The sequence below is a fragment of the Anaerococcus obesiensis ph10 genome (genome assembly GCF_000311745.1).
In the GTDB taxonomy this organism is placed as follows: domain Bacteria; phylum Bacillota; class Clostridia; order Tissierellales; family Peptoniphilaceae; genus Anaerococcus; species Anaerococcus vaginalis.
In genome coordinates this window covers 367774-380868 of sequence record NZ_HE978532.1, presented here as the reverse complement: position 1 = coordinate 380868, position 13095 = coordinate 367774, and the positions used below count along the sequence as shown (strand labels likewise).

At 30.6% G+C, this 13095-nt stretch carries 15 protein-coding genes and 1 riboswitch; of the genes, 9 read left to right on the top strand and 6 right to left on the bottom strand.

The window, feature by feature from the left end; all coding sequences use genetic code 11:
* The first annotated feature begins 14 nt into the window (after positions 1–14).
* Genes HGAG_RS07865 through HGAG_RS10890 form a run of 4 tightly spaced genes read left to right on the top strand, consistent with a single transcriptional unit; the run spans position 15 to position 2611 of the window.
* Entirely contained in the window at positions 15–998 is a 984-nt protein-coding gene (locus tag HGAG_RS07865) for a molybdopterin-binding protein (protein WP_019118627.1), read from the top strand.
* Positions 998–2161, top strand: a complete 1164-nt coding sequence (locus HGAG_RS07860; RefSeq protein ID WP_019118626.1) for a M20 metallopeptidase family protein — start codon at positions 998–1000, stop codon at positions 2159–2161. Before HGAG_RS07865 ends, HGAG_RS07860 begins: the two co-directional genes overlap by 1 nt.
* An 8-nt stretch (positions 2162–2169) precedes the next feature.
* Entirely contained in the window at positions 2170–2316 is a 147-nt protein-coding gene (locus HGAG_RS12160; RefSeq protein WP_019118625.1) for a hypothetical protein, read from the top strand.
* Positions 2273–2611 carry a hypothetical protein gene (locus HGAG_RS10890; protein ID WP_019118624.1) on the top strand — a complete coding sequence of 113 codons (339 nt, stop codon included), beginning with the start codon at positions 2273–2275 and terminating at the stop codon, positions 2609–2611. The genes HGAG_RS12160 and HGAG_RS10890 overlap by 44 nt, the downstream gene beginning before the upstream one ends.
* A 225-nt stretch (positions 2612–2836) precedes the next feature.
* Here HGAG_RS10890 and HGAG_RS07850 read toward each other — a convergent pair whose 3' ends face one another.
* The gene (locus HGAG_RS07850; RefSeq protein ID WP_019118623.1) at positions 2837–3241 is read right to left on the bottom strand and encodes a hypothetical protein; all 405 of its coding nucleotides are present in this window, start codon (positions 3239–3241) and stop codon (positions 2837–2839) included.
* A gap of 92 nt (positions 3242–3333) precedes the next feature.
* On the opposite strand from HGAG_RS07850, the gene HGAG_RS07845 reads away from it, so the two are divergent.
* Positions 3334–3558 carry a hypothetical protein gene (locus HGAG_RS07845; protein ID WP_004839362.1) on the top strand — a complete coding sequence of 75 codons (225 nt, stop codon included), beginning with the start codon at positions 3334–3336 and terminating at the stop codon, positions 3556–3558.
* Positions 3559–3618: 60 nt separating this feature from the next.
* Positions 3619–4920, top strand: coding sequence for a pyrimidine-nucleoside phosphorylase (locus HGAG_RS07840; protein ID WP_019118622.1), 1302 nt, complete (start codon positions 3619–3621; stop codon positions 4918–4920).
* A gap of 68 nt (positions 4921–4988) precedes the next feature.
* On the opposite strand, the gene HGAG_RS07835 is transcribed toward HGAG_RS07840, so the two are convergent.
* Positions 4989–5777, bottom strand: a complete 789-nt coding sequence (locus HGAG_RS07835) for a hypothetical protein (RefSeq protein ID WP_019118621.1) — start codon at positions 5775–5777, stop codon at positions 4989–4991.
* A 192-nt stretch (positions 5778–5969) separates the two neighbouring features.
* Positions 5970–6066, top strand: a riboswitch (purine riboswitch).
* A 58-nt stretch (positions 6067–6124) separates the two neighbouring features.
* On the opposite strand from HGAG_RS07835, the gene HGAG_RS07830 reads away from it, so the two are divergent.
* From HGAG_RS07830 to HGAG_RS07820, 3 genes are all read left to right on the top strand, one after another.
* The gene (locus tag HGAG_RS07830; protein ID WP_019118620.1) at positions 6125–7546 is read left to right on the top strand and encodes an NCS2 family permease; all 1422 of its coding nucleotides are present in this window, start codon (positions 6125–6127) and stop codon (positions 7544–7546) included.
* Positions 7547–7554: 8 nt separating this feature from the next.
* Positions 7555–8829 carry an amidohydrolase family protein gene (locus HGAG_RS07825; protein ID WP_019118619.1) on the top strand — a complete coding sequence of 425 codons (1275 nt, stop codon included), beginning with the start codon at positions 7555–7557 and terminating at the stop codon, positions 8827–8829.
* Positions 8830–9028: 199 nt separating this feature from the next.
* Positions 9029–10363: a sodium-dependent transporter gene (locus HGAG_RS07820; protein ID WP_019118618.1), complete on the top strand. Its 1335-nt coding sequence runs from the start codon at positions 9029–9031 to the stop codon at positions 10361–10363.
* Positions 10364–10531: 168 nt separating this feature from the next.
* Here the strand turns inward: HGAG_RS07820 and HGAG_RS07815 are convergent, their stop codons facing one another.
* The 4 genes from HGAG_RS07815 to mobQ form a co-directional block, all read right to left on the bottom strand.
* Positions 10532–10696: a transposon-encoded TnpW family protein gene (locus HGAG_RS07815; protein WP_019118617.1), complete on the bottom strand. Its 165-nt coding sequence runs from the start codon at positions 10694–10696 to the stop codon at positions 10532–10534.
* Positions 10697–10797: 101 nt separating this feature from the next.
* Positions 10798–11001, bottom strand: a complete 204-nt coding sequence (locus HGAG_RS07810) for a helix-turn-helix transcriptional regulator (RefSeq protein WP_019118616.1) — start codon at positions 10999–11001, stop codon at positions 10798–10800.
* Positions 10994–11353 carry a DUF3796 domain-containing protein gene (locus HGAG_RS07805; RefSeq protein WP_019118615.1) on the bottom strand — a complete coding sequence of 120 codons (360 nt, stop codon included), beginning with the start codon at positions 11351–11353 and terminating at the stop codon, positions 10994–10996. The genes HGAG_RS07810 and HGAG_RS07805 overlap by 8 nt, the downstream gene beginning before the upstream one ends.
* An 87-nt stretch (positions 11354–11440) precedes the next feature.
* The gene (gene mobQ / locus HGAG_RS07800) at positions 11441–12925 is read right to left on the bottom strand and encodes a MobQ family relaxase (protein ID WP_019118614.1); all 1485 of its coding nucleotides are present in this window, start codon (positions 12923–12925) and stop codon (positions 11441–11443) included.
* Positions 12926–13095: the final 170 nt, after the last annotated feature.

Below are 13095 nucleotides of genomic sequence, written 5' to 3'. Positions count from 1 at the left end.
AAACAGGAGAATTTATGCTAAAAAAAATAAAAGTAGAAGATGCAGTTGGGCATGTGCTTTTTCATGATTTAACTGGAATAAAAGCAAGTGGCTTTAAGGGTGTGCTTTTTAAAAGAGGCCATGTAATCCAAAAAGAAGATATAGAAAAATTAAAAGATATTGGAAAAGAGAATATATTTGTGGGAGAGCTTGACAAAGGTTTTGTCCACGAAGAAGATGCAATAAGAGAAGTTGCAGATGATTTGATTGGAGAAAATATTTCCTATTCAAATCCATCAGAAGGAAAAATTGGCTTTAAAAGCAAGACCTATGGACTTTTTGTGATAAACAGAAAGGGACTTTTTGATCTAAATATGGAAGGAGATTACACCTTTGCAACTATTCCTTCATATTCAATTGTAAATGAGGGAGATAATTTGGTTGGAGGAAGGATTGTTCCTCTTTTTACCGAAGAAGACCAGGTTCAAAATATTAAAAAAATTGCAAAAAAATATGAGCCAATCTTTGAAGTGAAAAAATTTCAAAAATTAAAAGTTGGAGTAATTATTACGGGAAATGAAGTTTTTACAGGAAGAATAAAAGATATGTTTGAGCCTGTAGTTAGGGAAAAATTATCCCACTTTAACCATGAGCTTCTTGGAATTGAAAAATGTCCAGATGACAAAGAATATATAGAAAAAGTTTGTAAAAAATATCTAGAAGAAGACGCTGACCTTGTTATATTTTCTGGTGGAATGAGCGTGGATCCTGACGATATAACTCCATCAACCATAAAAGATTTATCTGATAAATTTATTATCCAAGGAATGCCAGTTCAACCAGGAAATATGCTCACTCTTGGTATGAAGGGGAAAACTTATTTACTTGGGGTTCCAGGAGCAAGTATGCATTCAAAATTTACAAGTTTTGACATATTCTTGCCAAGAATTTTTGCAAAAATCGACCTTAAAAAAGAAGATTTTATTGAACTTGGAGAGGGAGGACTATTAAACAAATAATGCTTGAAATTTCGAAAGAAGATTTAGAAGAAATAATAAAAATTAGACACGATATTCACATGCACCCAGAAGTTTCTGAAAATGAATTTAGGACAACAAAAATTATAAGGGACTTTCTGGAAAAAATTGATGGAATAGAAATTATAGATTTTCCAATAGAAACTGGTTTGATTGCAAGGCTTAATACTGGAAAAAATGGAGAAGTTATTGGTCTTAGGGCAGATATTGACGCTCTTTTACAAAAGGAAGAAACAGAAATTTCCTACAAATCAAAAAATGATAAGATCATGCACGCTTGTGGCCACGATTATCACACATCGGTTGTCCTTGCTATAGCTAAACTTTTATCAAAAAATAAGGAAAAATTAAATGGCGATGTGGTTTTTATTTTCCAAAAATCAGAAGAAATAACGACAGGAGCCAAGGAATATTTGGACAAGGGACTTTTTGAAAAAGTAAAAATTGACAAGATTTTGGGCCTTCACAATTGGCCAGAAATTGATTATGGCAAGGCGATAATAAAAAAAGGCCCTCTTATGAGCACAAAGGTCAATTTTAAAATTGAAATTATTGGAAAAGGCCAACACGGATCTATGCCACATTTAAACATTGACCCGATTGTCTGTGCTTCAAATATAGTAATGGCCCTTCAAACAATTATTTCAAGAAACACAAATCCATTTGACTCTGCAGTTTTATCCGTAAATTCTATAAATGGAGGCTCAGAAAACAATCTAGTTGTAGATAGGACTCATCTGTCTGCAACAATCAGATCACTTTCAGAAAAATCTTTGGAAAAATCAGTAAAAAGAATGGAAGAAATAGTAAAAAATATAGCCTGTGCCTATGAGTGTAAGTACGAAATAAAATACACAGAAAAAATTCCCCTAGTCTATAACCCAGAAGAAATGTATGAAAAAGTTTTAAAATCAGCAGAAAAAATTTTGGGAGAAGAAAATATAATAAAAGAAGGACAAACCATGGCAAGTGAAGATTTTGCCTTTTATATGGAAAAAGTCCCAGGATTTTTCTATTGGTTTGGAAGTGGAGAAGAAAATCACAAAAAAGAAGCCCTCCACAGCAAAAATTTCTACTGCTCAGATAAGGCAATAAAGCCCGCAGTAGAAGTTATGGCAAATGCAGTTTTGGATTTACAAAATTAGGAGGGATCATGTTAAAAAATAGAAAATACTACAATCTAGTAAAAAAACAATTAGAAAAAGATAAAATTTTAGAAAATTTTGAAAAAATAAATGGGGGAAATTACAAATGTAATGGAAATAGATGTAATAAATCTTCCAAAAAATTTAAAGTTTGACCAAAAAGAAGACCACGAAAATGGAATCTATGCCTTTGGGGCAAGTTTTTTAAATAGGGAATATGAAGTAGGAATCCTTCTTGATATAGAAGAAATAAAACCCCTATCCCCATTTTGGCTAGAAAAAGAAAAGAAAAATATAAACAAAAAAGATTTGAAATTTTTCCTAGAAAGTCTAGCAGAAAACTTAGAAGAAGGCAAAACAAATTTTCCAATTTTTGTTTTCTACAATAATAAAAACAAATTATCCATAAGCCCTCAGGCTATAAATCCTTTGGATATATTAAAAAAATAAGAGCAAAAGTTCTTCAGAGCGTAGACAAACCCTCAAGCACGAATATCGGACTTCAAAAATTGTTGATTTCTAAATTCCAAAATTCAAAAAACGCAAACTCGCTAACGCTCAAACAGTGCGTTTTTTGACGAATTTTAAAATTTGAAATCAAATCAATTTTTTCCGTATGATATTCTTAGCATGAGGATTTGTATACTTTGTCAACAGTATGAAGAGTAACAGCTCTTATTTTTTTGCCCTTTTATCCAAAAAGTATCTGATTTCCTTGTAAAGTAAAGATAAAATATAAGCTCCGGTTAGCATATATAAGTTAAATGAAATAGATTTAAATCCTTTAAAATCATTCACATCCATATCCAAAGAAACCAAAACCATAGATAAAATTAATATTAAAATAATTGTAAATACTACGGTTATTAAAAATTGATTTTTATATTTTTTGGACTTATACAAGTCAAAATGATCTGAAAAAAGCAAGGTAACAAAAATAAAAAGTAAATCTCCAATCAAAAGTACAGCTCCACTCATATTTGTTGCCAAAAATACTCCGCCCATTGCTAAAAATAAAATTAGTAAAATAAAAACCCTAAAAAGATTAGGTTTAAAATTCTTAATTAATTTTTTAATCATAAAATCCTCCTATATAAATAATATCATAATAAAAAGAAATTTATATATATTTTTTATATGGGGTAAAATCATTATATAGATTGGAGGATGACATGGCGATTTTTGATAGGAAAAATGAGAAAGCGTTTGAACAAATTGTTGATTATTATGAATTAGAAGAAATTAAGAAAGAGGATTTGGACCTTATTTTTAATAATTCTACTATGTTTGCTAGTGGTGGAATAAATGCTTTATTTGCACAAAATTGGCTTATGATTAAACAACTTGATAGGCTTAATAAGAATATTGAAAAATTAATTGATAAAGAAAACGCTTAATTTATATAAATTTTTCAAAAATTTGAAAAATGGGTATTTATATATAATTAGGAGGATATGATGAGATTTGTAGATATAATTGAAAAAAAGAAAAATAAAGAAGAATTAACAGATGATGAAATTAAATTTTGGATTGATGGTGTAACGGATGAATCAATTCCTGATTATCAAACTTCTGCTCTTCTTATGGCTATTGTTTTAAATGGAATGACAGATCATGAAACTGCAAAACTTGCAGAGTGTATGATGAATAGTGGCGATGTAATTGATTTGTCAGATATAAAAGGAATAAAGGCTGACAAACATTCTACTGGTGGGGTTGGAGATAAAACTTCTCTTGCTCTTGGCCCAATAATTTCTGCTTGTGGCTTAAAACTTGCGAAAATGAGCGGACGTGGTTTGGGTCATACTGGTGGAACACTTGATAAATTGGAATCAATTGAAGGCTTCAATGTATTTTTAAAAGAAGAAGATTTTAAAAAACAAGTCAATGAAATTGGCTTTGCAATTATTGGTCAAACTGGAGAGTTGGTTCCTGCTGATAAAAAACTCTATGCCCTAAGAGATGTTACAGCAACTGTCGATTCAATTCCGCTTATTGCATCATCTATAATGAGTAAAAAACTTGCATCTGGATCTGACACAATTTTACTTGATGTAAAATATGGAGAAGGTGCTTTTATGCATACAATTGAAGATGCCAAAAAATTAGCAAATGCAATGATAAATATAGGGAAAAAACTTGGCAAAGACACCAAGGCAATGATTACTGATATGAATCAACCTTTGGGAAATACAATCGGCAATGCTCTTGAAGTAAAAGAGGCAATTGAAACTGTTAAAGGAAATGGGCCAAAAGATTTTACAGAATTGGTTTTGACTGCAGGAGAGATTATGCTTGTTCAAGGAAAAATTGCAAAAAATAAAAATGAAGCAAGAGCTATGCTTGAAGATGCAATAAATTCTGGAAAAGCCTTTGAAAAGTTAAAGAAAATGGTTGAATACCAAGGCGGAAATGTAAAACAAATAGAAGATCCAGACCTTTTGCCTCAAGCAAAATTTAAAACTGAAATGAAATCCCAAAAAGAAGGTTACATTGATAACATTCATTCCATGAATCTTGGAATTTTATCAATGAAACTTGGAGGAGGACGTGAAAAGAAAGAAGATAATATAAATTATGCAGTAGGACTTGAAATGAAAGTAAAAAAAGGCGATAAAATCAAAAAAGACGATATTCTCGCAACAGTTTATCACGACGAAAAACTAACAGATGAATGGATAAAAAGTTTTTACAATACATTTTCCTACTCAAATGAAAAAACAAATCCAATTCCAGTTGTAGAAGAAATTTTGGAATAGTTTTGAAGTTAAAATAATAAAATTTTTTAAAAAAACAATCCTAGCAAAAAAGCTAGGATTTTTAAATTTTACTTTTCTTTAATGAATTTAAAAATATAAATTGCGACAAGGCTTGTCATTATAAATAAAACAACCGCTCCAATAAATACAATATAATTAGAATTTTGAAAACTTGATGATGGTCTTTGTTTTCCTATTATTCCAATCAAGGAAAATAAAAATCCAATAATTAAGCCTGAATTTTTGTTTTCTTTAAAAACAAACAAAACCACAGCACTTGCAAGAATTAACAAAATTAGGCTTATAATTATTGCAAAAGTTGAATATGAATCTTTTCTATTTTCGAAAAGAACCATCATTATATTTGTAAAAACCGAAAAAATAATCCATCCTGCATGAATTCCTGTAGGAAGAGTGATAAGATATTTGTATTTTTTAGAAAAATCCTTATTTTGATCAATAGTTTTTACAAGATTAATCAAAATCAAAGCATAAGCCATTGCTCCTATAAGGGCTGGCATAAGATAATTATTGTTTACCATTACTACATAAATTCCATTTGCCATATTCCAAAAAATAAATAGTGGCATCAATTTTTCGTAATAAATTTCCTCATTTGTCATTGAAAGCTTTTTAATAAAAGGCAAAAGCAAAAATAAAAGAGAAAAAATATAAATGAAAATCCAAATATAAAAAGTAAAAAAGTCGGGTACAAGTGGATTTTCATACATTTCTAAAATATCTTTATATTTGTGTAAAAAAAATACTCCAACATAAGCCATATAAGAAAAAATCAATGTCAAAATGAACATTATTAATCCGATTAGGTAATTTTTATTTTTTAATTTCTTTTTCATAAGTCCTCCTAAAAATCTCAATAGATATTTACCCATTTTTAAAATAATTTGAATTTTTAATTTTTATTTTTAGAAAATCACAAAATTTTGAAAAAATCTTATAAAAAATAACTTTATTTCGCTAATAAGCTATTGACAAAGAAATGTTGTATGTAGTATAATACAGAAAACGTTATCTTAATTGTCGACAAATGATAAGTTTTGACTAAAAGCGATATAATCTCATAATTGGTTGAGAGTTTCTACGACTTACCGTAAATAAGTGGCTATGGCTTTTAAAGATTAATAGTTAATCTTAAAATAACTATAACTATTAAATTAGAAAAAAATTATGAAGGAGGATCCTTATGGACTCAAAAACAAATGGTTTTCTAAATAGGTTTTTTCATCTTAATGAAAATAATACTAATGTAAAAACTGAAATTATCGCTGGAATCACTACTTTTATCACTATCGCATATGTGTTGATAATTAACCCTCAAGTTTTGTCTTCGCCTTTTGAAATTATGGGTGATAGCCAAATGGCTCAAAAAATTTCAAACGGTGTATTTATCGGAACTTGTCTTGGTGCCTTTATTGGTACAATTTTAGTTGCTTTTTATGCAAAACTTCCTTTTGCTCAAGCTCCCGGCATGGGCCTAAGTGCATTTTTTGCTTATACTACTATGCTTGGTATGGGATATTCTTATGCCCAAGCTCTTGTAATTGTTTTTATCTCAGGAATATTATTTATTGTAATCACAGCTCTTGGAATTAGGGAGGCAATTATTCGTGCAATTCCCGATTCTATAAAACTTGCTATGACACCTGGAATTGGTTTGTTTATTACCATAATTGGTTTGAAAAACGCAGGTCTTGTTGTAGGAAATGAGGCTACCTTGGTTTCTCTTGTAGATTTTGCAAAATGGAGAGGCCCTGATGCAAATGTAGAACTTGTTATGGGTGCAGTCCTTTCACTTATTGGACTTTGTTTAATAGCAATTTTATCTTACAAAAAAGTTAAGGGAGCAATTTTGATTTCTATTTTAGCTTCAACTCTTTTAGGTATTCCAATGGGACTTACTCATATTTCAAATTTAAGCTTAAATTTGGGAGCACAAGTTAATGACTTTTTTGAAGTTTCATTTTTTAATTTAGATTTCGCAGGACTTTTTGCGGGAGAAAATATGTGGACATCAATTTTTACTGTAACTATGCTTGTTCTAAGCTTTTCACTTGTAAATATGTTTGACTCACTTGGAACTTTGCTTGCAGCAGCAAAACAATCTGGTCTTGTTGATGAAAAAGGAGAAGTTATTAATTTGAAAAAGGCTCTAATGAGTGATGCAATTTCTACTGCAGCAGGAGCTTTGGTTGGAACAAGTACAGTAACTACAGTTGTAGAATCATCAGCAGGTATTGCAGAAGGTGGAAGAACAGGACTTACAAGTCTTACAACAGCACTTTTATTTTTACTATCAATAATATTTGTGCCAATTATTTCAATAATCCCAGCACAAGCTACAGCACCAGCTTTAATTTTTGTAGGCGTTTTGATGCTTAGTGGCGTAAAAGACATAGATTTTAACGACATAACAAATGCACTCCCAGCATTTTGTACAATAGTTTTCATGCCATTTACATATTCAATAGCAAATGGTATAGCACTTGGCTTAATCACATATTGTATAGCAAAATTCTTTACAGGACAAAAAGATCAAATAAAACCACTAACACTAATAATTGCCCTTACCTTTGTATTTAGGTATGCCTTTATAACCTTAGGGTAGGTGGACAAATGACAAAAACTTATGCCCTAAAGGGAAATATAATTTATAGCAAAAATCAAAACGAAATAAATTGTTTTGAAAATTCTTATTTAATTTGCCAAGATGGAAAATCAATGGGAGTTTTCGAAAAATTAGATGAAAAATATAAAGACATAGAAGTAATAGATTTTGGAGAAAAAATAATTTGCCCAGGTCTTGTTGACCTTCATATCCACGCCCCTCAATATAATTTTAGGGGCATGGGCATGGATTTGGAATTGTTGGATTGGTTAAACACTTACACATTTCCAAGCGAGGCAAAATTTAAAGACGAAGATTATGCCAAAAGATCTTACCAAAGATTTGTAGATTATTTAAAATATGGACCAAATACAAGACATGTAATTTTTGCAAGTCTTCATGTAAAATCTACACAAATTTTGATGGATTTGATGGAAAAGTCAAAAATGGTTTCATTTGTTGGAAAAGTTAATATGGATAGAAATGGTGGAGTAGACCTTGAAGAAAAAGATGCAGATGAATCAGAAAAGGCAACACTTGATTGGCTAGAATCCATTAAAGGAAAATATAAAAACACCTATCCAATTTTAACACCAAGATTTATCCCATCATGTACTGATGAATTGCTTGAAAAATTAAGAAAAATAAAAGATGAGTACAATCTTCCTATCCAATCCCACTTATCAGAAAATTTGGGAGAGATAGAATGGGTAAAAGAATTAGTTCCAAAGGCTAAATTTTATGGAGATGCTTACAATATTTTTGATTTATTTGGCAAAAACAACAAAACGGTAATGGCTCATTGTGTATATTCAAATGATGATGAACAAGATTTGATAAAAGAAAACGAAGTTTTCATTGCACATTGTCCAGATTCAAATACAAATTTAACATCAGGAATTGCTCCTGCAGGAAAATATCTAAGAGAAGGACAAAAAATTGGACTTGGTTCGGATGTTGCAGGAGGAACTCACGCATCAATTTTTAAAGCCATGGCAGATGCCATAAAAGTTTCAAAATTAAGATATAGATTAGTTGACGAAAAAATAAAACCATTAAGCCTCGAAGAAGCATTTTATATGGCAACTTTGGGCGGAGGAGAATTTTTTGGAAAAGTCGGTTCATTTGAAAAAGGCTACGAATTCGATACTATAGTAATAGATGATGAAAAATTATTAGAAGAAGATAAATTCAACTTAAAACAAAGACTTGAAAGAATAGTATATTTGTCAAAAGATGAAGATATAGTTTCAAAATTTGTAAGAGGAAATAAAATATTTTAAAAAGCTTCGCCTGTTTTAAAGCAGGCGGAGTTTTTTTGTTGATAAAAACTCTTTATAAATTTTAAAATCGGAAGGATTTTTATGGATTAATTTTAATCTTTCTTACAAAGTTATAAAACTTACTTGCCTACTTTTTTAATATTTATTAAAATAAAATAAAAATTATTATTTTCTGTTATAATAATACTAGGAGTAAATTATGAAAGAAAAGAATTTAAAAAGAGATGGATTTCAAAGTAAGTGGGGCTTTATTTTAGCTTGTATAGGTTCGGCTGTTGGGATGGGAAATATTTGGAGATTTCCAATTCTTGTTTCTCAATATGATGGGATGACTTTTTTAATTCCATATTTTATATTTGTAATTTTAATTGCATCAACAGGAGTTATAAGCGAGATGGCTTTGGGAAGATTTACAGAATCTGGAACTGTTAGAGCTTTTGGTAAATGCACCGAATTAAGATACAATAACAAAAAAATTGGAGAAAGACTTGGAATAATTCCAGTTGTAGGTTCGCTTGCCCTTGCTATCGGCTATACTTGCGTAATGGCTTGGATTTTTAAATATACTTTTATGGCTTTTTCTGGAGATTTGAAAGCTATGGGAAATAATATGGACCTAATTGGCGAAACTTTTTCAAAAACAGCAAGCGGGGCAAATCTTTGGATAGTAATAGCCATAATTGTAAGTTTTTTTATTATGATTTTGGGCGTTTCAAAAGGAATAGAAAAATCAAATAAAATAATGATGCCAACACTTTTTATTTTATTTGTATTTCTTGCAATTTATATTTCAACAATGAATGGCTCATCAAAAGGCTACGAATATATTTTTACCATCAACAAAGATTTAATAAAAAATCCAAAAGTTTGGATATATGCCTTTGGCCAAGCATTTTTTTCACTATCAGTAGCAGGATCTGGAACAATAATTTACGGCTCATATTTATCAAAAAAAGAAGATCTCATTGCATCCGCAAAAAATGTAGCTATTTTTGATACAATAGCATCCCTTATGGCATCTTTTGTAATAATTCCAGCCATGGCAACAACAAATACACCTCTAGATACAGGCGGGCCAGGACTTATGTTTATATACTTAGTAAATGTTTTAAATTCTATGCCAGCTGGAAGATATTTGGGAATAATTTTTTACCTTTGCGTTTTGTTTGCAGGAATTAGCTCAATTATAAATCTATACGAATCATCAGTAGCCTATTTGCAAGAAAAATTTAATTTTTCTAGAAAAAAATCAACCCTTATAATTCATATTTTTGGTTGCATAATGGCAATATTGATTCAAAAAATTGTAGGAGAGTGGATGGATGTAATTTCAATTTATGTTTGTCCATTGGGAGCAGGACTTGCAGGAATAATGTTTTTGTGGGTAGGAGGAAAAGAATTTGCCCTAAAAGCAGTAAACCAAGGAGCAAAAAAACCAGTCGGAAATTTTTATTTTCTACTTTCAAAATATATATACGTAGGAGCATCACTAATAGCCTTGATAGCAGGAGCAATTCTTGGAGGAATAGGCTGAGAAATTATATAAAAGTAAACGAGATAATTATTTTATCTAGTTAGAGCGCAGACAAAGTCAGTTTAATAATTCAAAAATAAAATTATGCTAAAACTCATCTCGACTAGATGATTGTGCCTTGATTTGGGAAGATTTGTCAAGGACATAAACAAAATTTCTTTGACAAATTTATATCTTCTCTGTTTCTCTCTTGATTAGCCTTAGTATTTTATCTTTGTATGTTTCCCCTGTACCTTGCTTGAAATGTAGGTTTACAGTATATTTTATCTTTCCAAGATCCATTGTTAACTGTTTATTAGGTGGTGCTTGTATTCCTCTTTTTTCTTCTTCCATAAGTCCTCCTTTCCGTTTTTTAGGCAAAGAAAAAACAGTAAACCTTTTTTGATTTACTGTTTCTTGAATCCTCATTACATTATCTTCTGTAAAATATAAATTTATATCTCATCTTCTACGGTGAATATTTCTTCAATTGAAGCATTAAACTGTTTTGCTATATTCCAAGCAAGTACCAAAGACGGATTATATCTACCTTTTTCTAAATTCCCTATTGTTTCTCTTCTTACACCTACTTTTTGAGCCAACTCTTCCTGTTTCATATTATTTTTAGCCCTATATTCCTTTATCTTATTTTTAATCATTTGATATCCCTTTAGATTCCCTCCATTCCAAAACAACTATTGTCAAGGTAAAAAATAAAATCCCTACGCAAAAGCTTATCCCAAATGATATAGGAACAAAATTTTCGTGTCTTATTAAGAATTTGGTTAAAAACAATAATGGAGCTAAAGAAAAAAGTTGAGCAAAAAAAGCGACTGTAGCTGATTTCTTGATATTATTTCGGAAAGATTCATCTGGTATAATCCAAAAGTATCTAAAATAATAAAGAAAACCTAAAAAACCAAACCATCCTCGATTATTTGTAATAAACCCCATCAACGCAATAATGGAAATACAGGATAAAAACCCGACTGGATTTAATTTTCTTTTCATAATAGATCTCCTAATGTGGTATATTTCTATCTTTATGATATAAATATACCACATTCAGTTTTTGGTGTCAATAAATTAATATTAAAATTATATGTCCAACTCATTTCTCTTAACCTGTGTTAGTCCTCTGTTTTCTGTTAGTAGATTCTCTATACAGCTTCTAACACTTTCAGCCTGCTCCACTTCTTTTCGTATATCTGTGATTTGAGAATATAAAGTATCTTTTTCTTTCCTCAAAGTGCCTATTTCTGATTTCCATTTGGATATATTTAGGGTCTTGCTTTCTCCTAAATGCTCTTTGAGATATTTCTTTGCACTTTCAAATAAAATAATCTCTGCGGTATGTTCATTGTAGAAAGTATCTTGTTTATTTTTCTTTAGCTTGGTATAGGCTTTATAGGTGTCTTTATGTTTCAAATATTTATCGGATTGGTCGATAAGCTCTACTTTGTCATTGATTTTCTTTTCGGTATCTTTTATTGCTCTTGTGGTCTTATAATTCTTATCTCTTAATACTGATATGCTTTCTTTTAATTCTGATATTGATGTAATGTTTTTCTCTTTAAGAAATTGATAGCTTTCAATATATTTTTCTAAATCTATGTTACCGTTATCTGCATTTTCTTTTATGATAATGGAGAGTATATCTGTTAAATCATTTTGTTTTGGTGAGGTGGTGGATTGTAAAGATATATCCTCTTGGTTCTCTGTTGGATTATCTTTGTTCTTGTTTGTTGTTAAACTCCTTATCCATCTCATTAAGGCTTTTATTCGTCTTGCGATTTCTTTTAATATCTTATTCTGATGTTTGATTTCTCGGTTGATATTTCCTCTATCTGTGGCTATGCCTTTCCTCTCCATTTGGGTTGCTGATACTCCTAAATGAATGGTCGGTATTTGTTCTATACCTTGCCTTTGATAAGAACGATGGTCTACTTTTTCCTGTATGCTATTTTCTTTCAAATATTTGTTTGTGATGTCTGCCCATGATTTTCTCCATTCTTCTGCTTTGTCTTGTTCATTCCAATCTACTGTATCTATTTTTTTTGTTTTGTAATTGCCGTTTTTGAGTTTTATCTTTTCTCCATTTTCATCAAGGATATATTCCTTTTTTGATTTTGCTCCCCATGTTTTATCTTCATTTAACGATCGCATAGTAAGCAGGATATGAGCGTGTGGGTTTCCGTCATTTTTATCGTGTAATGCAATATCGGCACACATACCGACTTTCACAAAATTTTCTTTTACATATTCTCGTACAAGTTCAATCTGTTTTTCTCTGTCTAATTCTTTAGGTAAGGCAATTTCAATTTCTCTTGCAAGCTGTGAGTTTTTACTTTTTTCTATTTTCTCGACACTGTTCCATAAGACAGAACGATTTACAAATTCCTGCGGTGCATTTTGTGGTAGTAAAATTTCTGTATGGGCTATTCCGCCTTTTCTTGTAAAGTCATGGACTATTCCGTCATATTTGTTTTTTATCTTTTCGCCACTTCGATAGGCGGAAGCTGCCACTGCACTTTTGCCTTTGCCTCTTGAGATAATCTTTATACAAAGATGATATATCGCCATAGTTAAAAACCTCCTTTCCGTTTTTCTGATACTTTGATGTGGCGACGGATAAGACTTCCAAAAAGAAATCGGATAGCTTTTATCGGTTTTCTTTTTGGAAGTACACAAGGGGTAGGAAATTTATTTCCGTAGGGGAGTGTAGCTCCCCTGTATCAGCGTTAGCTGATATG